Source organism: Flavobacterium sp. 40-81, from assembly GCF_001898245.1.
Lineage (GTDB): Bacteria > Bacteroidota > Bacteroidia > Flavobacteriales > Flavobacteriaceae > Flavobacterium > Flavobacterium inviolabile.
The window spans coordinates 1-24995 of the sequence record NZ_MKTM01000003.1 but is presented as its reverse complement, the minus strand read 5'-3'; the positions used below and the strand labels follow the sequence as shown (position 1 = coordinate 24995).

Below are 24995 nucleotides of genomic sequence, written 5' to 3'. Positions count from 1 at the left end.
CAACATGAACCTGTCCGACAGAAGAGCAAAATCAACCGTTCAGTACATTATCTCTAAAGGAATCGCGAAAGACAAAATATCCGGTAAAGGATATGGCGAAAGCGAGCCGAAAGTGAACTGTGGCGAGAATTGCACCGAAGAGGAATATGCGAAAAACAGAAGATCCGAATTCTTAATTGTTAAGAAATAAGATTCCTTCTTCATCAAATAAGAAAAGGGCGGTCATCTGACCGCCCTTTTTGTTTGCGTTAACCGCAAAAAAAAGCCCCGATAAATCGGGGCTTTTTTTATATTATGATACTGCTTTTAATCGCTGTAAAAGGTTTTTATCTAAAGAATGCTCTGCATAGGCTTTATCGATATGCAAGGTTTTCTCGTCTGAGCTTGGCAAATCATACATCGCATCTGTCAGTATGGCTTCACAAAGAGAACGCAGTCCTCTTGCTCCCAATTTGTATTCTAAAGCTTTATCTACAATAAAATCCAAAGCTTCATCAGCAACAGAGAATTCCACATCATCCATAGCAAACAGCTTTTTATATTGCTTCACTAAGGCGTTTTTAGGCTCTGTTAAGATCGCTCTTAAGGTTTCTCTATCCAACGGATCCATGTGTGTTAAAACCGGTAAACGTCCGATAATTTCCGGAATCAGTCCGAAGTCTTTAATATCCTTTGGTATGATATACTGCAACAGATTTTCTTTGTCAATCTGATCGGCACTTTTTGAAGAGCTATACCCTACTGCCTGGCGGTTTAATCGTTTTGAAATTACTCTTTCAATACCGTCAAATGCCCCTCCGGCAATAAAAAGGATATTTTGGGTGTTTACCTCAACAAATTTCTGATCCGGGTGCTTTCTTCCACCTTTAGGCGGAACATTTACCACAGTTCCTTCCAGCAGCTTCAATAAGGCCTGTTGTACGCCTTCTCCCGAAACATCTCTGGTAATGGAAGGATTATCACTTTTTCGTGCAATCTTATCAATCTCGTCAATAAAAACAATTCCTCTTTCTGCTTTTGCCACATCATAATCGGCTGCCTGCAGTAAACGGGTCAGGATGCTTTCAACATCTTCCCCAACATAACCTGCTTCGGTTAAAACAGTAGCATCCACAATAGCCAACGGAACGTTTAACATTTTGGCAATGGTTTTTGCCACTAATGTTTTCCCGGTTCCGGTTTGACCTACCATAATGATGTTACTCTTTTCGATTTCAACCTCATCATCCGCCTGCTTTTGCAACAAACGCTTGTAGTGATTATAAACCGCTACAGACAAGACTTTTTTAGTCTGGTCCTGACCAATAACATACTGGTCCAAAAAGGCGCGGATTTCCTTTGGCTTACTCAAAACCAAATCGGCCAGTAATCCGGAATTCTCGCTTTGTTTTAATTCTTCTAAAACAATTCCATGCGCCTGCTCAATACATCTGTCACAGATATGAGCATTGATGCCGGCGATTAATAAATTTGTTTCTGGCTTTTTTCTTCCACAAAAAGAACACTCTAATACTTCTTTAGCCATTTTTATATACTTAAATAGAAAGATGCCTTTCTGCAAGGCACCTTTAACTAAAATTATCCTCTCATTAATACTTCATCAATCATACCGTAGTCTTTTGCTTCCTGAGCAATCATCCAATAGTCACGGTCACTGTCATGATGTACTTTATCCATCGGTTGTTTGGCATGCTTAGAGATAATCTCATACAATTCCGTTTTTAATTTCAAAATCTCTCTGGTTGTGATTTCGATATCAGAAGCCTGTCCCTGAGCACCTCCTAACGGCTGGTGGATCATCACTCTTGAGTGTGGTAAAGCAGAACGCTTTCCGTCTGCTCCTGCACATAATAAAACAGCTCCCATAGAAGCAGCAATACCCGTACAGATCGTGGCTACATCCGGTTTGATAAACTGCATGGTATCGTAAATCCCTAATCCGGCATAAACGCCTCCTCCCGGAGAGTTAATATAGATACTGATATCTTTGGAAGCATCAACGCTTTCCAGGAATAACAGCTGTGCCTGAATGATGTTTGCAACATAATCGTCAATTCCGGTACCCAGAAAAATAATTCTGTCCATCATTAAACGGGAAAACACATCCATAGAAGCAACATTCAATTGACGTTCTTCTATGATATAAGGGGTCATACTACTTACAATTTTATCATAGTACATACTGTTTATACCGTGATGTTTAGTAGCATATTTTTCAAATTCTTTTCCGTAATTCATAGTAATTATTTTTGTTTATAATTAAAAAAGAACGTCAGACTAAAAAAGTCTGACGTTCAAATATACTTATTTTTTACGAAAGATTATTCTCCGTACATTTCTTTAATAAAGTCTTGGTAAGAAACTTCTTTAACTTTCGCTGTAACCTTTTCTTTGAAAAGATTTAACAGCTTTTCGCTCATTACCTGCTCAGAAAGACGTTTCACTTCTTCCTGGTTAGACAATACTCTGGCAACGATATTTTCAACATCAGCATCAGAAGGATCCATTTGTCCGAATTGTGCCATTTGCTTCTTGATCAGATCCGAAGTGAATGCTTTTAAATCTTCAAAAGTGATTTGTAAGTTGTTTTGAACTAAAACTTTACTTTCGATCAACTGGTAACGTAATCCGTTTTCCGATTTAGTGTATTCTTCTTCTGCCTGCTCCGGTGATAACGGGTTCTCTCCTACTGTTTGAATCCATTTTTTAAGGAAATCAGCCGGTAAGTCAAATTTTGTATTCGCAATTAAGAATTCTGTTACATCATTAAGGAATTTCTGATCTGCCTGAGTTGCAAATTGTTTTTCAGCATCCTCTTTGATTTTCTCTTTTAATTGCTCAACAGAAGTTACTTTTCCTTCTCCGAATAATTTATCGAATAATTCCTGTGTTAATTCTGCTTTCTCAGTAGTGTTTACTTCTTCGATTGTGAAGTTAACTTCAATATCCAAACCGTGAACGTCATCGTGAGACACTTTCAGATAATCCATTAATTTGTGATCGTCATCAAATAAACCTTTAGTGCTTAATGCAATTACATCACCTGCTTTTTTACCGATAAATTTCTTAATCGTTTTTTTGTCTTTGAAAATATCAAGGGTAATATTCACAGAATTGTTAATTCCTTTTTCTTCATTTGAAAAAGTTCCTCTTAAATCATCTCCTTCTTCAACTTTCTCTTTAGAAACTAATTTACCGTATTGTTTTTGGATACGCTCCACTTGCTCATCAAGCATTGGCTCATCCACAACGATATTGAATTTTGTGATTTTGTTTTTGGCACCCAAGTCAACTGTAAAGTCTGGCGCAAGACCTAATTCGAATTCGAATTTGTAGTCTTCAGTATCCCAGTCAAAATCTTCTGTAACTTTAGGTAACGGGTTTCCAAGAATATCTAACTTCTCTTCAACCAAATAATTATTTAATGAATTTTGCAACAATTTATTTACTTCATCAAGAAGAACCGCTTTTCCATATTGTTTTTGAATCAAACTCATTGGTACAGCTCCTTTTCTAAATCCAGGAATACTAGCATTTTTGCGATAATCTGCTAAAACTTTTTCAACCTGACCAGCATAATCTTCTTTAGTAACTTCAACCGTTACAATCGCATTTAATGCATCAACATTGTTTCTTGTAATATTCATTATTCTATTTTTTTACATACTAAAATTGGGTTGCAAAATTATATATTTTTTACAACCCAACCAAGTTTTTAACTTATTGTATCTCAATAAGCTAAAATTTTATCCTATAATTTTACTTTATCTGTTTTAGTCTTTGACAAAAATATTCAATATCCACTGGCAAACCGACAGTACAATACTAAAAAGCAGGGCACTGATAAATGATTTCACTTCGAAGCCATCGATAAGATAATCACAGATCAGAATAATTACCGCGTTTATAACCAGCAAAAACAATCCCAATGTGATTACCGTGACCGGCAGGGTAAAAAACACCAGTATCGGCTTAAAAAATGTATTTAACAATCCCAATACCACCGCCACTATAAGTGCTGTTTTAATGCTGTCTACAGTTATACCCGGTAAAAAGTTTGCAATCACCACCACCAATATGGTAGTAATCAAAAGTCTAATCAGTAAATTCATACTATCGCGTTTTATTTAATGTTATAAAAATACAAAAAAAGCGCTGAAAATTCAGCGCTTTTAGATACTATAGTAAATCACTTTTTAATTTGATGTCAGAATAGTAGCACCAGGATATGTTCCTGCACTTACTAAAGGTAACTTCGCATTATAATGTGAATTAATCACTTTCAGTACTTCGTTTGCAATAACGGCATATCCTCTTGCATTAGGGTGTACCCCGTCTAAAGAGAACAATACTGTATTTACGGTAGCGGTACTAAAATAGTTTGCCGTATAAATTTGTCCGTCTTCCACACGTAATCCGCTAACCAATTGGTTCATGATTGCGTTCATATCGGCAACTGCCAGGTTTTTAGATTGTGCAGCAGCAACAATAATAGCGTTGAAGTCGGATGTAGCAGCAGCAATAGCCGCTTTTTCAGACGGAATCAGTACGTGTTTATCTTCTAACGGATAGGTAATACCGTATTTATCCAGTGGTGCAGGAACACCGGCCGGAGCAGTTCCGATAGCCGTTCTTGTGGTTAACAATACTAAATCGTCTTTTGTAGTTTGTCTTGCCTGACCGAAAACCTGACCGTAGAAAGCCGCTGTAGCAGCTCCCAACGATGGCGTGAACGCAGCCGTTAGCTGTGCCGAAAGGTTTGGCAATGTTTCATCTTTTATTAATAACGGATTCGCTCCGGTAGCAGTTAACAGGTTAATTCTTGTACCCGCTCCAAAAGCCGTTAAGGCTTGTTTTAACGGACTGTACAATAATGTATTCAGCTGCTGAACTGCTCCTGCTCCGGTTGGATCCGGCGCACTGGCCAATGCAGCCGCAGTTATCGGGTTATAAGGCACTGTTGTAAAGAACGGAATAGCCGTAACCGATGGAATAGTCGCTACAACTCCTTTGGCTCCACCCGCCGTTAACTGCGCAATGATACCGTTATAGGAAGCGGAGAATACTGCTGATGGTGTAATATCGGCAGCACCGGTTCCTGAAGTTGTTCCAACACCTCCGTTAGTTGCATATCCCAACACGTCGTTATTACCAATCCAGTTGGTAAAGAATGTCGGGTTTTTAGTCATTGCATCACCAATAACTGTAGAAGCCGGTGTAATGGCATGACGTACAAAATAAGGATTTGCAGTACCCGCCGCTAAATTGGCGATATTACCATATCCAGGCAACATTAAGTGAAATGTTTTCGCCCCCGGAACTCCCATATTATTATATGCTTTTGCCTGTAAAGTAGACGGACTCACATTGATGGATGATGTTCCCGCAATATTCTGAGGACCACCCACAGCCGTATTGACAATTAATCTCGTAGGGAATGCGTTTGCAACAGCACTTGGAAACGGAGCACCATTAATCAATAGTCCGCCAAGATTGTTCACATCTTCTTCATAAGAAGGCTGTGTAAATTCGCCACCGCCCACAACAGCAAACTGATGTGCTAAAATGTTCGGGAAAGAATATTGCTGCCCGACTCTCGAAACGGTTCCGTCCATATATCCGGAAGTCAACGAGTTTCCAATAGCCACATAAGAACTGAAATTGGCATCACCAGCAGAATAACTCTGATTGCTTACTTCGTTCTCAAATTCAGGATCACAAGACATTAGCCCTAACGAAGCTAAAACTGCAAAGTATATATATTTATTTTTCATTTTTATCCTATTAAAAAGTTAGAAGCTGTATGTTATACCTAAACCTGGTGAAAATACAGAAGATTTATATGTTCCGCCGAAACTAACATTGTTATCAGCTCCTTCTGTATAATGATCGTAGCTGTTATTAACTTCATCAAAATGCAGGTAAAGGAACGAAACATCAACACCGAATTTTTTACCGATCTGGTACGTTAAACCTCCGGTATATCCCATAGAACTGTTTCTTGGTGTTTCCGGTGCAAAATAACCGTCCTGAACCGGGCTTTCATCATGGTACCAACCGGCTCTGAAAGTGAACTTTTCATTGGCTTTATATTGTGCTCCCACTCTATAAGTCGTCGCATCTTTATAATTTCTCGGATTAACAGAAGTCGGTGCTCCGTTTGCAAACTCAACAACCAAAGCTTTATAAGCGCTCCACATGGCTCTGTTGATATCAAAAGCCAATAAGAATTTATCAGTAACCTGGTAAGACAATCCAGCGGTTAACTCAGCCGGTAAAGGTAAATCGGCATTAAACTTTGTATTGTAAAGCGTTCCCTGCAGAAAAGTAGGAATCTCATTAAAGGTAGCATCACCATCTCTGGCTTCCATTACGATTTTAGAACGATAGTTCACCCCTAATCGCATTTTTTTAGTTGGATTAAACATAAAACCAACGTTATAACCCCATCCTGATATTCCTTTAGCATCTAAAGTAACATCCGGGCGGTTCCCGTTTGCATCTGTGATATTATCCCCTCTGAAAAGGTTTCTGTTAAATTCAACAGATCCGTTTACATAAATAGGTCCACCACCAACACTAAAATATTCATTTACTTTTAAGGAAATTGTAGGCTGCACATAAATTGATTTCAAATCAATTTTATTAACCAAATGAGCACCTTCCCAATCTTTATCCCAGGCTACTTCACTTCCGTAAGGAGAGTAAACCGCAACTCCGGCAGTAAGCCAGTCTGTTATTCTATAAGAAGCATAAACATTGAAAGGCGTTCCCGTATTTGTAGTTGAAGCTTTCCAGTTATAAGTCTCATTTTGAAATTTCGTTTTTGCAGTAAGAATATTAGCGCCAACGGACAAATTGAATCGATCTTTCAAAAATGACATTCCCGCAGGATTAAAGAACATTACCTCTGCACTATTCACAACGGCAACTCCTGTATGTCCCATTGCCAATTGTTTCTGACCTTGAAGACTCACACGATATCCACCTGCAAATGCACTCGATGAAGCCAAGGCTAACAATGTTAAAGATAGCAGTTTTCTCATAAGTTAAAAATGTGTTAGTTTTATTTGTTTATATTCAAATCTTGAATATATCAAATTTATAACAAAATATGGATTTTACAATTTTTTTAAGAAAAATATTATGCACTCATAATATTTCTTTGCTTAAATTGTGAACCTTATAAATTTAACCTTTTATAAATGAATTTACTGCTGTAAAAAATGCTGCCGGATTTTCGGCATGCAGCCAGTGTCCTGTATTTTCAATTGTTTCTACCTGTGCTTTCGGAAAGTGATGACGGATCCCTTCAAAATCTTCATCCTTAATATAACCGGATTTCCCGCCTCTTAAAAAAAGAACCGGCCGATCAAAATGATTACCCTGCGGCAGTGCCTCTCCGATCACTTCCTGGTTTTTTATAAAAACATCCAGATTGAAGCGGAACGCCAGCTGACCGGGTTCTTTCCAATATAGATTTTTAAGCAGAAACTGCCGGGTTCCGAGATCGTCAATATATTGCCCTAAAATTGTTTCCACTTCGCCCCTGCCTGGTTTCGTTGTAAAGTCAACAGCATTCAGTCCCGCTAAAATTTCCTGATGATGCGGTGCATACCGCCGGGGACCGATATCTGCCACGATAAGCTTGTCTACCATTTCCGGATGTGTGGTTGCAAAAAGCATAACCACTTTCCCGCCCATGGAATGTCCCAGCAAATCAATTTTGGTTAACTGGTGCTCGCGGCAATATTCATAAATATCATCTGCCATAACAGCATAACTAAACACATCCGAATGAAAACTCTTTCCATGATTTCGCATATCCAGCAAATGCACCTGATAGCCTTCCTGTGCAAACTGTGTTCCCAGGGATTTCCAGTTATCGGACATTCCCAGAAAACCGTGAACAATTAAAAGCGGTTTCCCTTCACCTTCTATTCTTGAATACAATGCCATTATTTCATTCTTTGTAAGTACATATTAACCACATTCTCCAATCCCAGATACAGGGATTCCGAAATTAAGGCATGTCCGATGGAAACCTCTAACAATCCGGGAATGTTTTCTTTAAAAAACTTGATATTGTCCAGGCTCAGATCGTGTCCGGCATTAACACCAAGCTGCAGTTCGTTTGCCAGCGTTGCCGCAGCCACATACGGTTCAATACCTTTTTTATTCCCCAAACCATATTCGTGGGCAAATGCTTCCGTGTACAACTCGATCCTGTCGGCTCCGGTTTCTTTCGCTCCTTCGATCATTCCCAATACCGGATCTACGAAAACAGACGTACGGATTCCGTTTTGCTTAAATTCCTGAATGATCTCCTGTAAAAAGCTTTTGTGTTTCAGCGTGTCCCAACCGGCATTGGACGTCAGGGCATCATCGGCATCCGGCACTAAAGTTACCTGCGTTGGTTTTGTTTCCAGCACCAGATCCATAAACTTCTTCACCGGATTCCCTTCAATATTATATTCTGTATATACAACCGGAACCAGATCCCTTGCATCCTGGTAACGGATATGTCTTTCATCTGGCCGGGGATGTATCGTGATTCCCTGTCCTCCGAATTTTTGAATATCTTTTGCTACTTGTATCAAATCCGGCACATTACCGCCGCGTGAATTACGTAAAGTCGCTATTTTATTGATATTTACAGAGAGTTTTGTCATAATCAAACTATTTTCTCACAAAAATACAAAGTATAATTAAGCTATAATATCCTAATTTTTGATTATTTTGCATTCGATTAAAGAAAAGAATATCATGACTGAAATCGCTGACTACATCATTAAAGAAATCAACCCCCTTAAAATAGACGAAACCATTGAGACGGCTCAGGATTTATTTCTTGAATTCCCGTACAGTCACTTTCCTGTTGTTGAAAACGACACCTACATAGGGTGCATTGGTGCTCATGATGTGGAATTATTAGACCACGACCGGAAAATTGGCGAATTCCGTTATACCTTTGAACGTTTTTTCGTCAGAAAAGACACGATATGGCTGGATGTACTGGAAGTTTTCGCTAAAAACGAAGCAAACCTGGTTCCGGTTCTGGATGAAGACAACAATTATTTAGGGTATTATGAAATGGACGACATTATCCGTTTCTTCCATGAAACTCCTTTTTTAAGAGAAGAAGGCGGCATACTGATTGTTGAAAAAGGAACAGCCGATTACAGCATGAGCGAAATCACGCAGATCATCGAAACCAACAATGCCCGGATCCTGGGTCTTTTTATTTCGAAAGCCGATTTAGACAAAGTACAGGTTACGATTAAAATAAGCCTTGGAGGCCTTAATGAAATTATACAGACATTTCGTCGTTATAATTATGAAATTGTTTCCGAACATCAGGAAGATGCCTATCTGAATAATTTAAAAGACCGTTCCGATTATCTGGACAAATACTTAAACATATAACGTTTTCAATCAACATCAAGCGTATGAAACTAGCACTTTACGGACAATACTACCAGAAAAACACCGAAGAAATTATCAATAAAGTATTTGATGTTTTTAAAAACTACGAAACAGAGGTGGTTTTTGAAGCGAATTTTCATACCATTCTATTGGAAAAAGGCATTCTGGATAAAGCCTACCCTACCTTTTCCAACCACACCCAGCTGGACAGTACTTTTGATTTTTTCATCAGCATTGGTGGTGACGGAACGATGCTGAGAGCCGCAACTTTTGTAAAAAGCAAAAACATTCCGATTGTAGGTATCAATGCCGGACGCCTTGGTTTTTTGGCAAACGTACAGCAGGATGCCATCGGAAACCTGTTACCGCTTTTATTTGAAGGCAATTACAAAATTTCACAACGGGCACTTTTAAGCCTGGAATGCTATCCGGAAGAGTGCAATATTTACGACCTGAATTTTGCCTTAAACGAGATAACCGTATCCCGGAAAGACACCACCTCAATGATCACGATTGAAACCTGTCTGAACGGAGAATACCTGACGTCCTATTGGGCCGACGGTTTAATCATTTCCACACCTACCGGATCAACCGGTTATTCTCTGAGCTGCGGCGGACCGGTTATTACCCCGGATGTAAAATGCATCATCATTACCCCGATTGCACCACACAACTTAAATGTAAGACCGCTCATCATATCAGACGACACCGCTATCCGCCTGAAAGTTTCCAGCAGGGAACCACAGTTTCTGGTTTCACTGGATTCCGGAACAAAAGCAATAGACAACGAAACGGAAATCCACATCAGCAAAGCACCGTTTACCATTAATATGGTAGAATTCCCGGAAGAAGGTTTCCTGAAAACCCTGCGCAACAAATTGCTGTGGGGAGAAGACAAACGAAATTAATGGTTTTTATAACGCCTCATTATACTATAAACATCATAAAATCGTTCTATTGTTCTAATGCATGATTACGGATTATCAAAAAATAATTGAAAATCCGAGTAATTAAATGGTTTAGAAATCAATATTATTATATTTGCACACTATTTTAGAAAAATGAGTCGAATCCTTATTGTTTTTTTACTGGTATTCTCTGCCACAACTTCGCAAGCTCAGATTAATGAGTTGGGAGTCTTTTTAGGCGGAACCAACTATGTGGGAGATGTGGGACCAACAAGCTATATTGCTCCTAAAGACTTCGGTTTTGGTATTTTATACAAATGGAACCGAAGCACCAGACATGCCTACAGAATTTCCTATACTCAGGGAAAAATAAGCTCCAGCGATGCCGATTCCAAAGTATCCGGCAGAAAAGACAGAGGCTATAGCTTTGAAAATTCTGTAAAAGAATTATCTTTAGCCCTTGAATTCAATTTCTTTGATTTTGATTTACACAATTCAGGACCCTTAACAACTCCGTATATTGCTACCGGAGTGAGTTTTTTCCGATATGATGAATTGTATATTATAAACGGTAGAACCCGAACAGACGATTCAAGAAATGCTATGGCTATACCTATTATTGCCGGGATAAAAACAAGATTAACAGACAATCTTATTCTTGGATTTGAAGTCGGAGCGCGTTATACTTTCACCGATAATTTAGATGGAAGTAACCCAAGGAATGATCAATATAAAAAATTACAATTTGGTAATTTAAACAGTAATGATTGGTATGTATTTTCCGGAGTTACCTTAACGTATACTTTTGGTCAAAACCCATGCTTTTGTGCAGAATAAATAAATGGATTTAGAAATTACGATTAATAAAGACAACCTTCCCAGACATTTGGCCATCATTATGGATGGTAATGGACGTTGGGCCAAACAAAAAGGCATGCTTCGTGCTTTTGGTCATGAAAACGGTACAAAATCGGTTCGAGAAACGGTTGAATGCTGCGCAAAATTAGGAATTGAATTCCTGACTCTTTATGCCTTTTCCACAGAAAACTGGAATCGTCCTAAACTTGAAGTGGAAACTTTAATGAAACTTTTAATCAAGTCATTAAAAGCCGAACTTCCCACCCTTCAAAAAAACAACATTAAGCTTAACTGTATCGGCAACACACAACACCTGCCGGATTCTGTGCAAAAAGAACTTCTCGAGGTAATCGAAAAGACAAAAAACAACACGCAGATGACGTTAACACTGGCTTTGAGCTATGGTTCCCGCGAAGAGTTAATCGCCGCAATTAAAAACATTAGCGATAAAGTTAAAAATAATATAATTTCATCAGGCGATATTGATGAATCAATTATAAATCAGCATCTTTACACGCACAATTTACCTGACGTAGATTTAGTAATACGAACCAGTGGCGAGCACCGTATAAGTAATTTCTTATTATGGCAAATCGCATACGCCGAGTTCTATTTTACGGAAGTACTATGGCCTGATTTTAGACAAAAAGATTTATATGAAGCAATTATCAGCTATCAAAAAAGAGAACGTAGATTTGGAAAAACAAGCGAACAAATTAAATAATTCACAAATGCTTCAAAAAGGAATAAAACTACTTTTTGCAATTTTAATTTTAGGAAATATTTCCAAAATAAATGCTCAAGAACACACTGAGCCTGAAACAGGCAGACAATATATTTTAGCAGATGTTGATGTTACAGGAAAAATAAGCTATAATCAGCAAACTGTGGTTACTTTTTCAGGTTTGGAAAAAGGACAAATGATCAGCGTTCCCGGAGAAGAGATTAGTAATGCCATCAAAAAATTGTGGAAGCTTGGACTTTTCAATGATATCAATATCTATTACAATAAAATACAAGGCGACAGCATCTACATTGAATTAAACATTCATGAATTACCAAAATTACAGGACGTAAAAATCACCGGTGTAAAAAAAGGTAAAAGTGAAGAGCTTATCAAAGATAACGACTTAAAGAAAGGGAAAGTAGTGAATGAAAACCTGATCACTACAGCCCGAAACTACATCGAAAACAAATACAAAAAAGACGGTTACTTCAACACCAAAGTAACCATAAACACTATTCCGGTAGATTCTACCGAGGCTAATGTGAATATGGTTATCCTTGTTGACAGAGGTAAAAAAGTGAAGGTTTCGGACATTGAAATTACCGGAAACTCCATGATGAAAACTTCCGCAATTAAAAAGGCAATGAGTAACACCAAAGTGAAAAATCCTTTTAACCCGATGCGTCTTTTCAAAACCTCGAAATACATCAAAGACAAGTATAAAGAAGATTTAGCTTCTGTTGTTGAGAAATACAAAGAGAAAGGATACCGTGATGCCCGTATTACTTCGGACACTGTTACTTACAACAAAGAAAAAAATACCGTTGCTATTAAATTCAATGTCGAAGAAGGTAAAAAATACTACTTTGGAGACATCCGTTTCTTAGGAAACACGGTATATACGGATCGTGACCTAAACCGTGTACTGGGAATCAACAAAGGTGATATTTACAACGGAAAAGAATTACAGGAACGAATCGCTAACAAGAAAAGTCCTGATGCAGAAGATTTAACAAACCTATACCAGAACAACGGTTATTTATTCTCCAATATTAACCCGGTTGAGGTTAGAACGGCTAACGACACTATTGATTTCGAAATCCGAATCGTAGAAGGTCCTATCGCCTACTTTAACAACGTTACCATTAAAGGAAACGACAAGACTAACGATTATGTTATTTACCGTGAGTTAAGAACCCGTCCGGGGCAAAAATGGAACAAACAGGACGTAATCAGAACGATCCGTGACTTAGGAGCGTTACAGTTTTTCGATCCGGAAGCTATCCATCCGGAGGTTAAAAATGCCGACCCTGCTTCCGGTAGTGTTGACGTGGAATGGACCGTTGTGGAAAAAGGTTCCAGCCAGGTAGAGCTGCAAGGTGGTTACGGTGGTGGCGGATTCATCGGAACACTTGGTTTATCGTTCAATAACTTCTCCATTAAAAATATATTTAACAGGGATGCCTACAAACCGCTTCCGATGGGAGACGGTCAGAAAATGTCGCTTCGTTTACAGGGAAGCAGCTATTTCCAGACCTATAGTATTTCATTCCAGGAGCCATGGCTTGGTGGTAAGAAACCGGTGAGTTTCTCCACTTCCATCTCACACAGTAAACAATTCCTGTACAACTACCAGACAAGAGATGTAACCAGAAATCAGAGTTTCAACATTACAACCTTATCGGTAGGTTTAGCAAAAAGATTGAATGTTCCGGATGATTACTTCCAGTTATCACACGTTTTAAGTTTCCAGTATTATGACTTAAACAACTATAACACAGGATTATTTACATTCGGTAACGGTTCCTCTAAAAACTTAACCTATACCATTGGATTGACCCGTAACAGTAAAGGTTTCAACCCGGTTTATCCAACTTATGGTTCAGAATTTAGTATTTCTGGAAAATTTACCTTACCTTATTCCCTTTTTAACGGGGTTGACTATGGCGATTTAGGAAATCAGCAGGCTTATAAACTAAAAAATAACGGTGCAGGTTATACCAACTCTACTACCGGAAATTATGTTCCTGCAGGCGCCTATATCAATTCCAATGGTGATGCGGTTACCAATTACCAGGATGCTGCTGCCGATCAGTCGTTAGTGGATCAAAAGAAATTTAATTGGCTGGAATACTATAAAGTGAAGTTCAAAGCAGACTGGTATACCACAATTTATAATAAATTAGTACTTCGTTCTTTAGGTGAATTTGGATTCCTTGGTGCGTACAACCAAAATAGAGGTTTAGTTCCTTTCGAACGTTTCTATTTAGGAGGTGACGGTCTGGCGAATTTCTCTATGGACGGTCGTGAGGTTATCCAGTTAAGAGGATATCCTAACCAGTCCTTAACGCCAATCATTCAGGAAGGTCCTCAAAAAGGACAACAATCCGGAGGAACGATTTATAATAAATTTTCATTAGAATTGCGTTACCCGATTACAATGAATCCGTCAGCGTCAATTTATGCCCTTTCCTTCTTAGAAGCAGGAGCATCGTTTGACTCTTTCAAATCCTACAATCCTTTTGACCTGAAACGTTCTGCAGGATTTGGATTAAGAGTATTTATGCCGGCATTCGGATTATTGGGTATTGATTTCGGTTATGGTTTTGATGCCCTTCCGGGACAAACACAGAAAAATGGATGGGAAACGCACTTTATCATTGGACAACAGTTTTAAAAAAGTTTGGCACGATAGTTGAAAAATAATATTTAATTAATGTTATGAGAAAATATTTTTTAATTGCACTTGTAACGTTTGCTAATTTAACGGCAAATGCGCAAAGTAGAGGTATCAGAATAGGTTACATTGATATGGAATATATTCTTGAGAAAGCTCCGGAATATGCCGAAGCAAAAAACCAACTGGAATTAAAGGCGCAGACTTGGAAACAAGAAATTGAAGTTAAAAAAAATGAAATCAATAAGCTTAAAGAAAGTTTAAAAACTGAAAAAGTATTATTGACGAAGGAATTGATTTCCGAACGTGAAGACGAAATCCGGTTCCTTGAAAATGAAATGCTGGATTACCAGCAAAAACGTTTTGGTCCTCAGGGAGATCTGATGACACAAAAAACCATGTTGGTAAAACCAATACAGGATCAGGTTTTCAATGCCGTTCAGGATATAGCCGAAGCAAAGAAATATGATTTTGTTTTTGACAAAGCCTCCGATCTGACGATGCTTTTTGCAGCGCAGCGTTTTGACATCAGCGACCAGGTTTTAAGAGTATTGACCCGTTCTCAGAAAAAAGAACAGATGAATAAAAAACAGCTTAAAGAACTGGAAGCACAGGAACGTAAGGAAGATATGGACAGTGCCAATCCGGATCAGGTGGAACGTCAGAAAAAAATTGACGAACGTAAAGCCGCCCGTGACAAGATCATTGCAGACAGAAAAGCGGCTTTGGAAGCTAAAAAACAGGAACAGCTGGAAAAACGTCAGCAGTTATTAGACGAACGAAAAGCAAATAAAGCACAGCCGAAAGCAGAAGGCGAAGAAAATACCGCTCCAACGGCGCAACAGGATGCAAAAGCCAGACTGGCCGAAGAACGTCAGCAGAAATTAGACGAACGAAAAGCCGCTTTGGAAGCGAAAAAGAAAGAACAGGCGGACAGACGTCAGCAAATACTTGACGAAAGAAATGCCAATAAAGCACAGCCAAAAGCACCTGCTACTCCGAAAGAAGGCGAAAAACAGGTTCCGTCAGCACAAACGCCTTTAAGCGAAGAGCCTAAAAGCGATGTTAAAACAGAACAACAGGATGCTAAAGACAAATTAGCTCAGGAGCGTCAGCAAAAACTGGACGAACGAAAAAAAGCTTTGGAAGACAGAAAGAAAAAAATACTGGAAGACCGCGAAAAAGCTAAAAAAGACAGAGAAGAGAAATTAAAAAATAAATCATCAGAAAATAAATCAGAAAATTAAATTAAATACCTAAAACAATGAAACAGTTAAAAACTTTACTTATCGCTGCTGCACTTTTCATTGGTGCGAGTCAAACAATTTCTGCACAGGCAAAAGTTGCTCACATCAACGTAAGTGATTTGATGACAAACTATCCTGACATGAAAACGGCACAGGCTCAAGTGAAAAAAATTGGGGAGACATACGATGCACAATATAAAACTATGGTTAGTGAGTATCAAACCAAATTAAAAAAATATGAGTCAGAAGCTGCAACTGTAACGGAAGCTATCAACGAAACACGTTCTAAAGAAATGCAGGATATGGGTCAGAGAATCCAACAGTACAGAGAAAATGCTGGAAAAGAATTACAACAAAAAGAACTTGATCTTGTAAAACCAATCATGGAAAAAGCAAGAGCTGCTATCCAAAAAGTTGCTAAAGCAAAAGGATACCAATATGTTTTAGATTCTACAGATGGAAGTGGTGTTATCCTTGCTGATGGTCCGGATTTATCAGCTGACGTTAAAAAAGAATTAGGTTTTAAATAATAAATTAAAGCTAAAAAATAAAAACTGCCCTTATAATGAGGGCAGTTTTTTTTTATATTTGTGTAATGAGTAATAAAAATCCAATAGGCTTTTTTGATTCCGGTGTTGGAGGAATTTCCATCTGGAAAGAAGTACATCAGCTTTTACCCAACGAAAATACTATCTATTTAGCCGATAGTAAAAACGCTCCATACGGTCAAAGAACCAAAGAAGACATTATACGCCTGAGCTGCAAAAACGTAGATTATTTACTGGAACGCGACTGCAAGTTGATTGTGGTTGCCTGTAATACGGCCACAACGAACGCCATTAAGGAATTAAGGGCAAAATACAGCGTTCCTATCATTGGTATTGAACCGGCCATAAAACCGGCCGCAAATCAAACCAAAACAGAAACCATAGGCATATTAGCAACCAAAGGTACCCTGAACAGCGAACTGTTTCATAAAACGGTTGCCAATTACAAGCACATCAACATCATCGAACAGGTTGGTTACGGACTGGTACAGTTAATTGAAAACGGCGATCTGGAATCGGACGAGATCAAGGAACTGCTCAAAACCTATCTTAAACCGATGGTCGAAGCCAATATTGATTACCTGGTGCTTGGCTGCACGCACTACCCTTTCCTTTTGCCACAGATAAAAGAAATCATTCCGGCCCATATTAAGATCATTGATTCCGGGGAAGCGGTTGCCAGACAAACTAAAAATGTACTGGAACAAAACAACCTGCTCAATACTACCGAAGCAGAAAGCACCCACCTGTTTTATACCAATTACAAATCGCAGGTGCTTAAAAATATATCCGGCTTTTCAGCTAATGTTTTTGAAACCGATTTCTAAAATCGATTTCAAAAACATTTTGCAACAAAAGAGCCAAACCATTATATTTTATAAGGCTTCAATACAAAAAAGCAACAAACTCCTCACCTGCTACAGCTTTTTATTGCAGTAATTACATTTTTAAGTTTTTTCTTTCATTATTTGTTTCTAAATTTGTTTGGCTGCCATTCTTAAATGTTAAGCCGAAAACCATTAGACTTATCTCAAATATTTAAGAAAAATATGCTTAAAAACGACCTATACGCGAAACTTCAGGAAATCTACCAGGCCATTGCGGAAAAATACCAGCACGAAACCGACACCGGTGTTTTAGTGGGCAGTTCCGGTTTAACATTATTCCTTTTTTACTATTCCCGCCTGGTTCAGGATGACCAGTATTCTGATGTTGCTTCAGATATCCTGATGGAATGTCTTGAAAAAATGAACAACGGCTACAACTATCCGACTTACTGTACCGGGATTTCGGGCATGGCGTGGGTAATTGACCATTTGGAACAGGAAGGTTTTATCGATAACGATAATGACGACCTGTTATCGCCAATGGACACCTACCTGCATTCGGAAATGATGCGAAACATGCAGCTAAAAAACTACGACTTTTTACACGGTGCAATAGGTATAGCCTATTACTTCCTGAATCGCTACAGAAACACCAAATCTGACGCTTTAAAGCAACAATACAGCAATTATGTTGTTGAGGTTATTGACCTGTTAGACAGCTATTCGATAAAAGAAAAGGAAACCATAAAATGGCTCACTATTCTCAATTATGAAACCAATGAAAAAGCATACAACCTAAGCTTATCACACGGAATGGCGAGCTTCCTGAAATTCTTCTGCAAACTGCACAAATTTGAAGCTTTCCGTTCAAAAGTAGAACCGTTGTTAAGAGGCAATGCCAATTATCTTTTAGAACAGAAAAACCGGGAGGACAATCCATATTCGATGTTTCCGAACTGGGTGAGCGATGAAGGAGAAGTAAGCAAATACAGCCGTTTATCCTGGTGTTACGGCGATCTGGGTATTGCCCTGGCATTGTGGGAAGCGGCAGGCTGCCTGGAAGACGAAACAATGAAAAAAGAAGTACTTACCATCTTCGAACATGCAGCAAAGAGAACATCCTATGAAGACAGCCGGATCATGGATCCCGGCATTTGCCACGGTTCCTTCGGAGCAGCAAAAATCTTCAACCGCATATACCGCGAAACGGGCGACGAACAATTCCTTGAAACTTCCCGCTTCTGGATTGAAGACGGCCTGAAAATGGCAATACACGAAGACGGTTATGCCGGCTTTAAAAAATGGAAAGCAAAAGAAGAAATCTGGCAAAGCGACCTGACCTTACTGGAAGGCGTTGCCGGCATCGGGTTATCGATGATCGATTTCCTTTCCGATCAGGACAATACCTGGGATGAATGTTTAATGTTAAACTAAAAAAATGGCCAATACAACCTATCATAATTTTCCACAGTTTGTACTTAGAACACCGCTGCTTTCGCTCGATTTCTACCGCAAATTCACCGGCAACGAAACCATTACCGATGAGCAATACAAAGACATCCTGACCAATCCGGTAATTGCGGAAGCACTATTTTTAGCCTCACCTGCTTTTTACGATGAACTCAAAAAATGGGAAGCCGGAAAAATTAACGATCCCAAAAAAGTGGAGCGCCTAAAAAATTCGTTCTTAAAATATATTTCCAGAATGGCAACAAGACCTACTCCTTTCGGTCTTTTTGCAGGACTGACCACCGGAGATTTTGCCGAAGAGACCAACATCACCCTCAAAGCAATTGACCAGCACAAAAGACATTCCCGTCTGGACATGAACTACCTGGTTTCCCTGTCGCAGGACATTTTAAAGTCCGAAAACATAACCGACCAGCTGTTGTTTTACCCCAACTCTACAATATATAGTGTAGGCGACCAGATCCGTTATGTAGAATACAAATACATTAACGGAAAAAGGGAGCATCATTTAATTGCCGTAACAAAATCGGACTATTTAGAAAAAATATTAGCGCTCTCCAAACAGGGCATACACGCTTCCGGTTTGGCTCAGGCCATCGTTGACGAAGAGGTTACCTATGAAGATGCAAAAGATTTTATTGATGAACTGATATACAACCAGATCCTGGTAAGCAAATTAGAACCGTCGGTGACCGGCGACTCCTATCTGGATTCCCTGTGCAGTACTTTAAAAGAAATTGATTCCGAAAGTCCGACATACAAAACCCTGAAAAAAGTAGGAAACGACCTTTCCGGACTTGACAAATCGATAGGCAATGACCCGCAAAAATACCTGGAAATAGCACAGTCACTGGAACAGATCGGTACGGAGATCAACTTAAAATACATGTTTCAAACCGACATGTTCATTACCCATGACACCAACTATTTAAGTACCGGAATAGCCGATTCCGTTAAAGAAGGACTGACCTTTTTAAACAAAATCACCTCACAATATTACAATCCGATCTTAAAGAAGTTTGCCGATTCCTTCCGGGAGCGTTACGAAACAAGCGAAGTGCCGCTTTCTCTGGCCTTAGATTCGGAAACCGGTTTGTTATACAAAGAGATCAATAATGCCGACATTAACACGCTAATTGACGATTTGGTTTTCACCAATGAAGGCCAGTCGGAAAACATGAAATTCGAATGGTCGCCATTTGATCTTATTTTCCAGAAAAAGTTAATGGAAGCAACGTCAAAGAACCAGCCGATACGCCTGACCGATGACGATGTTAAAAGCTTTAAGGAAAATTGGGACGACCTGCCGGACACCATGGCAACACTGATTGAAGTAATCAATATTGACGGACAGCAAAAAATCACATTCACCGGTACCGGCAATTCAAGTGCCGCCAACCTTATTGGCCGTTTCTGCCACGGAGACGATGTTTTAAGAGAGCATGCCCAGCAGATCATCGACACCGAGTCACAAATAAACAGCGACAAGATCTTAGCCGAGATAATCCACCTTCCGGAATCCCGGACCGGCAATATCCTGTCAAGACCCAGTTTCCGGGAATACGAAATCCCATATCTTGGAAAATCAACTTTAAGCACCGAAAATCAAATTCCGTTAGACGATTTATACCTTTCCGTTAAAAATGACGGAAACATCCTCCTGCGCTCTAAAAAGCACAACAAAGAAGTGATTCCCCGTTTAACGAATGCTCATAATTACAGCAACAACTCCCTGCCTATATATCACTTTTTATGCGACCTGCAAACGCAGGGAAAAAGAAACCTTCCGTTTTTCCTGAATCAGATTTTCAACGGGCTGGATCATATGCCCCGCATTGAATACAAAAACCTGATCCTGCAGGAAGCCACCTGGAACATCAAAAAATCCGTGTTTGAAAAACTTTATAAAATCACAGATAACACCGAAATCTTAAAGAAGACAGCCGAGATCACCGAAGCCCACAAAATACCGCAATATGTTAAACTGATACAGGGAGATAATGAGCTAGTCATTAACTTCAGGAATACCGACTCCATCAAAATGCTTTTAAAAGCAGCCGAAACCTTACAGCAGTTCCAGCTGAAAGAGTTTCTGTTTAATGAGAAACAAGTTGTAAAAAACCAGCAGCACAACGAAACCTATTCGAATCAAATTGTAATATCCTACTATAATAAAAAACTGAAGCATGACTAATACACTCCAAAAGAATTTTATTATTGGCGATAAATGGCTATACTATAAAATATACACCGGAATAAAAACAACCGAACACATCCTACTGGAAATGGTTAAGCCGGTAGCCGAAAGACTAATGGAAGAAAAGATTATCGACAAATGGTTTTTCATTCGTTATACGGATCCCAAACATCATTTACGGCTTCGTTTCCACTGCACCGACACTAACAATCTGAACAGCGTTATTACGGCATTAGCGCCTTATCTGCAAAAGTTCACCGAACAGCATTATATCTGGAAAATTCAGAACGAAACTTATGAAAGGGAAATAGAGCGCTATGGCAAAAATTCTATGGATCTTTCGGAAAAGATTTTCCATCACGACAGCGAAATGATCCTTAACATTCTGGACTTAATTGATGAAGGAGAAGAAGGCGATGAATTAAGATGGCTCTTCAGCCTGAGAGGCATTGACGCTTTTCTGGAGAGTTTCCGGTTTACAATTGGTGAAAAAGAAAATTTTATGGATCGGCTCAAAACAGCTTTCGAAAAGGAATACGGATCTTCCAAATTCCTTAAAAGACAGCTGGACACGAAATACCGGAACCACCGGGAAAAGATAGAGGCTTTTATGACCCAATCGGGTGAAGAGCTGGATCACGCTCCGCTTTTAGCATTGTTAAACAGCAAACAGGAGAACATTGCCGCGACCGTTCAGGAAATTCAAATATTGCGAGAAAATAACAATTTAAACATCAATATTGATGACTTTTTGTCCAGTCACATCCACATGTTTATGAACCGTCTGTTTAAATCTAAAAACAGAACCTATGAATTAGTTTGTTATTTTTTCTTACATAAATATTACAAATCTTCCTTAGCCCGCTTAAAATAAGGATTCATTGTTTTATTACATTAAAATCACCATATAAAACATTACACAAAACTTAATATTAAACTTTAACATAATTTAACTAAAAAATAAAAAACAAACATGTAAATTTTTCTTACATTTGGATACAACCGATTACAATAAATCTAACCGTTATCCATTTTTTATTTAGATTATGAAGAAAAAAAACGTAAAGTTAAGTTTAGATAAAATGACTATTAGTCGTTTAAACTCAAATCAGGCAAGTCAGTTAAATGGCGGAAAAGCAGACACAACTGTTACCAGTACCCTATTAATGTGTACACCTTGTCCAAACGACACTTCAATAAATGCTACAAAATTAGGACTTTGCCCTGATTCACCAACAATGAATGCAGTTTGCCCAAGTTTTAACAAAAAATGCATTAGCCAATAAAACAATAAAAGGACATTTCATGTCCTTTTATTGTTTATACCTACCATAACACCCAGTACTAATTATGAAGAAAAAGAATCTGAAATTAAGTTTAGACAAAATGACGATCAGCCGTCTGAACTCCAACCAGGCAAGCCGGTTAAACGGTGGTGTTGCAAACACTACACTCACGAATATCTGCTCTCCCTGTCCGGGCGATACAGGTACTGCAGCAACGGCACGAACACAATGTGGTTCTATTTGCCCGACCGACCCCGGATTAACCAGTAATTGCCAGTCTTTTCAAAAGAAATGCATTACCCAACTATAAGCTTATTAGTCAAATACCAATAAATAAATCAATTTAATTATGAAAAAAAAGAATTTAAAATTAAGTCTAGACAAAATGACAATCAGTCGTTTAAACTCTAACCAGGCAAGTCAGTTAAACGGTGGTGCAGACACTACAGTTACCAGCACACTTATGATGTGTACACCATGTCCGGTTGACAACACTACTGTTAGTGCTACTAAATTAGGGATCTGCCCGGGTTCGCCAACTATGAATGCCGTTTGTCCGACTTTCAATACAGCATGTGCATCCTTACAGAAAAAATGTATCGGAGGAGGATTTTAATTCCCGGTTATAAAGAATAAATCCAACATCAATTTAAAACAAATAAAAATCAGGCGTTTAAGCGCTAATCAGGCAAACAAGTAAGTCAGTCGTAACAGACCCGTTGCGAATACGGTTTGCCTGACTTTTAAAAGTACATTTTCTTCATCACAAAGAAAATGTTTTACAGTAAACCCTTTTTAATTCAAATCATGAAAAAGAAAAACCTAAAATTAAGTTTAGATAAAATGACGATCAGTCGTTTAAATTCAAATCAGGCAAGCCAGTTAAACGGAGGAAAAGCAGATACAACTGCTACCAGTACGCTTATGATGTGCACGCCATGTCCGGTTAACGACACTACTGTTAGTGCTACAAAATTAGGCATCTGCCCGGGTTCACCAACCATGAATGCTGTTTGCCCTACTTTCAACAATAAATGTGTTGTAATCGGTCATTAAAAAATAAAAAGGCACTTCATGAAGTGCCTTTTTTTATACTATTTAAAGCCTGCTATTTAAACCAGCTTGAATACATGACGTAATTATTCGAAATCCGTTCAATTTCACCGGCAAAATCGGAGGCATTAATATCTTTAACTTTCTTAGCCGGAACACCCGCATAAATGGTCCCGGATTCCACAACCGTATTCTGCGTAACCACAGAACCCGCCGCAACGATAGAATTGCTCTCTATAACGCAATTATCCATCACAATGGCTCCCATACCTATCAGCACATTATCTTTAACCGTACAGCCGTGTACGATCGCGTTATGGCCTATAGAAACGTTATTCCCGATAATGGTCGGATGCTTTTCATACGTACAGTGAATTACTGCACCGTCCTGGATATTCACCTTATCGCCTATACTGATAAAATTCACATCACCCCTGATCACCGTATTAAACCAAACGCTGCATGATTTTCCAAATGTAACTTCTCCGACAATAGTCGCGTTTTCCGCTACATAACAATCTTCCGGGATTTGAGGGTATTTCCCTCTGACTTCTTTTATGATCATACTATCTCAAAAAAAATCGTCCCGAATAAAATCGGGACGGAATTAATAATCTCTTTATAATTAATTAACTGCAGGACAGTTACAATCGTATGGTTCTCTTTTACAGAAAAGATTAATACCCAATGTGATCTGGTGAAATCCTGAATTATCAAACTTAACATCTCCGGTTAAGTGAGAATAGGTATACGCAAACATAAAGTTTTTATAATTCACACCAACAATCGGCGTGATGTATTGCAACTTCTGATCACTCACACTGTTGTCGGCCACATATTGAGCACCGTCAAAACTTCTTCTATAAGACAATCCTCCCCAAAGTTTACCGAAATCCATTTCTTTATAAACTTTCAGGTTGATATCAAACGTTTTCTCTTTTGTTTTATCTACATACTGTAACATGAAAGATGGCTCCCATGACAGGCCGTTATCTCTGTTTCCAAAAACATAACCTGCACTCCATAAGTATTTTCTAAGGTTATCGCTTTCTACATCTGTATAGATATCTCTTTTATTCGATACAGCATTCTTAACAGTGAAATGTGTATAGAAATCAAGGAAATGATATGAAGCCCCTAAATCAACATTAAAATAAGAATCTTTCTGTTTCATTCCTCCGTCAATAATCGGATCAAACTCAGGACCGAATTTAGACTCATCTAAAGTACTTTGTACTAACCCTGCACTCATACCGAAAGATAACTGATTCAAGTCGTTTACACCTCTTGAAAATCGGATGTGGTGTGCATAAGTCAATTTCCCTCCCACTTGAGAATGATACCCATTTTTATCATTAAAAGCGATAATACCAATACCGGACTGTTCTCCAACGCTGGTATTAAAACTCAAAGTTTGTAATGCCGGAGCATCATCCTGCCCAAACCATTGTTGTCGGGCTGTTAATCTTATTTTACCACAATTAGCAGCTCCCGCCATTGATGGGTGTATCAAATAATAGTTATCCGATAAATAATCTGAATAAACTGCAATCCCTTCCTGTGCGAAAGACATTTGTGATAAAAATAATGCTAAAACTAAATAACGTTTTTTAAAAATATTCATGAGTTATCTTTTTAATGAGAAATGGGCTTTAAATTCTTTTAATTGTCCTTGTTCGGTATAGGTCACTGTAAACCAGTAATCCGTAGATGGTAACGGCTGACCGTTTAACGTTCCATCCCAACCCGTAACTTTTGATGGTTTGATCTG

General features: G+C 38.7%; 27 protein-coding genes. 16 read left to right on the top strand and 11 right to left on the bottom strand.

The annotated features are described in order from the left end of the window. Positions 1–190 (top strand): OmpA family protein (locus BGO42_RS00305; protein ID WP_286748466.1); only part of this gene is annotated, 190 nt, incomplete at its 5' end. 102 nt (positions 191–292) lie between these two features. On the opposite strand, the gene clpX is transcribed toward BGO42_RS00305, so the two are convergent. The 8 genes from clpX to BGO42_RS00265 form a co-directional block, all read right to left on the bottom strand. Beyond that, positions 293–1525: an ATP-dependent Clp protease ATP-binding subunit ClpX gene (gene clpX, locus BGO42_RS00300; protein WP_177731811.1), complete on the bottom strand. Its 1233-nt coding sequence runs from the start codon at positions 1523–1525 to the stop codon at positions 293–295. A gap of 53 nt (positions 1526–1578) precedes the next feature. Further along, positions 1579–2238, bottom strand: coding sequence for an ATP-dependent Clp endopeptidase proteolytic subunit ClpP (gene clpP / locus BGO42_RS00295; RefSeq protein WP_177731808.1), 660 nt, complete (start codon positions 2236–2238; stop codon positions 1579–1581). Between the two features lie 83 nt (positions 2239–2321). Then, the gene (gene tig / locus BGO42_RS00290; protein WP_273247153.1) at positions 2322–3647 is read right to left on the bottom strand and encodes a trigger factor; all 1326 of its coding nucleotides are present in this window, start codon (positions 3645–3647) and stop codon (positions 2322–2324) included. Between the two features lie 126 nt (positions 3648–3773). Continuing rightward, positions 3774–4112, bottom strand: coding sequence for a phage holin family protein (locus BGO42_RS00285; protein WP_177731802.1), 339 nt, complete (start codon positions 4110–4112; stop codon positions 3774–3776). Between the two features lie 84 nt (positions 4113–4196). Further along, the gene (locus BGO42_RS00280; protein WP_273247152.1) at positions 4197–5774 is read right to left on the bottom strand and encodes an SGNH/GDSL hydrolase family protein; all 1578 of its coding nucleotides are present in this window, start codon (positions 5772–5774) and stop codon (positions 4197–4199) included. Between the two features lie 18 nt (positions 5775–5792). Next, positions 5793–7046: an OmpP1/FadL family transporter gene (locus tag BGO42_RS00275; protein WP_177731796.1), complete on the bottom strand. Its 1254-nt coding sequence runs from the start codon at positions 7044–7046 to the stop codon at positions 5793–5795. A gap of 145 nt (positions 7047–7191) precedes the next feature. Beyond that, complete coding sequence (locus BGO42_RS00270; protein ID WP_273247151.1) at positions 7192–7959, bottom strand: alpha/beta fold hydrolase; 768 nt, start codon at positions 7957–7959, stop codon at positions 7192–7194. Then, positions 7959–8672, bottom strand: a complete 714-nt coding sequence (locus BGO42_RS00265) for a pyridoxine 5'-phosphate synthase (RefSeq protein ID WP_177731790.1) — start codon at positions 8670–8672, stop codon at positions 7959–7961. The genes BGO42_RS00270 and BGO42_RS00265 overlap by 1 nt, the downstream gene beginning before the upstream one ends. A gap of 94 nt (positions 8673–8766) precedes the next feature. Here BGO42_RS00265 and BGO42_RS00260 point away from each other — a divergent pair, with 94 nt between their 5' ends. The 15 genes from BGO42_RS00260 (at position 8767) to BGO42_RS00190 (ending at position 23227) form a co-directional block, all read left to right on the top strand. Beyond that, positions 8767–9426 (top strand): CBS domain-containing protein, encoded by a 660-nt coding sequence (locus tag BGO42_RS00260; RefSeq protein ID WP_177731788.1) that lies wholly within the window; start codon positions 8767–8769, stop codon positions 9424–9426. Positions 9427–9449: 23 nt separating this feature from the next. Next, a complete protein-coding gene (locus tag BGO42_RS00255; RefSeq protein WP_177731784.1) occupies positions 9450–10334 on the top strand; it encodes an NAD kinase in 885 nt (294 codons plus the stop codon). A 153-nt stretch (positions 10335–10487) separates the two neighbouring features. Next, entirely contained in the window at positions 10488–11171 is a 684-nt protein-coding gene (gene porG / locus BGO42_RS00250; RefSeq protein WP_177731781.1) for a type IX secretion system protein PorG, read from the top strand. 4 nt (positions 11172–11175) lie between these two features. Continuing rightward, positions 11176–11916 carry an undecaprenyl pyrophosphate synthase gene (gene uppS, locus BGO42_RS00245; RefSeq protein WP_177731778.1) on the top strand — a complete coding sequence of 247 codons (741 nt, stop codon included), beginning with the start codon at positions 11176–11178 and terminating at the stop codon, positions 11914–11916. Beyond that, on the top strand, positions 11849–14596 hold the full coding sequence (locus tag BGO42_RS00240) for a BamA/OMP85 family outer membrane protein (protein WP_273247150.1): 2748 nt from the start codon (positions 11849–11851) through the stop codon (positions 14594–14596). The genes uppS and BGO42_RS00240 overlap by 68 nt, the downstream gene beginning before the upstream one ends. A 44-nt stretch (positions 14597–14640) precedes the next feature. Next, on the top strand, positions 14641–15843 hold the full coding sequence (locus BGO42_RS00235; protein ID WP_337955200.1) for an OmpH/Skp family outer membrane protein: 1203 nt from the start codon (positions 14641–14643) through the stop codon (positions 15841–15843). Between the two features lie 17 nt (positions 15844–15860). Then, positions 15861–16373, top strand: coding sequence for an OmpH/Skp family outer membrane protein (locus BGO42_RS00230; protein ID WP_177731769.1), 513 nt, complete (start codon positions 15861–15863; stop codon positions 16371–16373). 65 nt (positions 16374–16438) lie between these two features. Then, positions 16439–17218 (top strand): glutamate racemase, encoded by a 780-nt coding sequence (murI, locus tag BGO42_RS00225; protein WP_273247149.1) that lies wholly within the window; start codon positions 16439–16441, stop codon positions 17216–17218. A gap of 222 nt (positions 17219–17440) precedes the next feature. Beyond that, positions 17441–18652: a lanthionine synthetase C family protein gene (locus BGO42_RS00220; RefSeq protein ID WP_273247148.1), complete on the top strand. Its 1212-nt coding sequence runs from the start codon at positions 17441–17443 to the stop codon at positions 18650–18652. A 4-nt stretch (positions 18653–18656) separates the two neighbouring features. Beyond that, positions 18657–20882, top strand: a complete 2226-nt coding sequence (locus BGO42_RS00215; protein WP_273247147.1) for a lantibiotic dehydratase family protein — start codon at positions 18657–18659, stop codon at positions 20880–20882. After that, on the top strand, positions 20875–21759 hold the full coding sequence (locus BGO42_RS00210; protein WP_273247146.1) for a thiopeptide-type bacteriocin biosynthesis protein: 885 nt from the start codon (positions 20875–20877) through the stop codon (positions 21757–21759). The genes BGO42_RS00215 and BGO42_RS00210 overlap by 8 nt, the downstream gene beginning before the upstream one ends. Before the next feature lie 172 nt (positions 21760–21931). Next, complete coding sequence (locus tag BGO42_RS00205) at positions 21932–22171, top strand: class I lanthipeptide (protein WP_177731755.1); 240 nt, start codon at positions 21932–21934, stop codon at positions 22169–22171. A gap of 64 nt (positions 22172–22235) precedes the next feature. Beyond that, complete coding sequence (locus BGO42_RS00200) at positions 22236–22481, top strand: class I lanthipeptide (protein ID WP_273247145.1); 246 nt, start codon at positions 22236–22238, stop codon at positions 22479–22481. 39 nt (positions 22482–22520) lie between these two features. After that, positions 22521–22787, top strand: a complete 267-nt coding sequence (locus tag BGO42_RS00195; RefSeq protein WP_177731749.1) for a class I lanthipeptide — start codon at positions 22521–22523, stop codon at positions 22785–22787. A 191-nt stretch (positions 22788–22978) separates the two neighbouring features. Next, a complete protein-coding gene (locus BGO42_RS00190; RefSeq protein WP_177731746.1) occupies positions 22979–23227 on the top strand; it encodes a class I lanthipeptide in 249 nt (82 codons plus the stop codon). Positions 23228–23279: 52 nt separating this feature from the next. Here the strand turns inward: BGO42_RS00190 and BGO42_RS00185 are convergent, their stop codons facing one another. The 3 genes from BGO42_RS00185 to BGO42_RS00175 all read right to left on the bottom strand — a co-directional run. Further along, entirely contained in the window at positions 23280–23789 is a 510-nt protein-coding gene (locus tag BGO42_RS00185; RefSeq protein WP_177731743.1) for a gamma carbonic anhydrase family protein, read from the bottom strand. A 60-nt stretch (positions 23790–23849) separates the two neighbouring features. Further along, positions 23850–24848: a PorP/SprF family type IX secretion system membrane protein gene (locus BGO42_RS00180; RefSeq protein ID WP_177731740.1), complete on the bottom strand. Its 999-nt coding sequence runs from the start codon at positions 24846–24848 to the stop codon at positions 23850–23852. A gap of 3 nt (positions 24849–24851) precedes the next feature. Continuing rightward, the coding region (locus tag BGO42_RS00175; RefSeq protein ID WP_502686349.1) for a T9SS type B sorting domain-containing protein at positions 24852–24995 on the bottom strand (144 nt) is incomplete at its 5' end.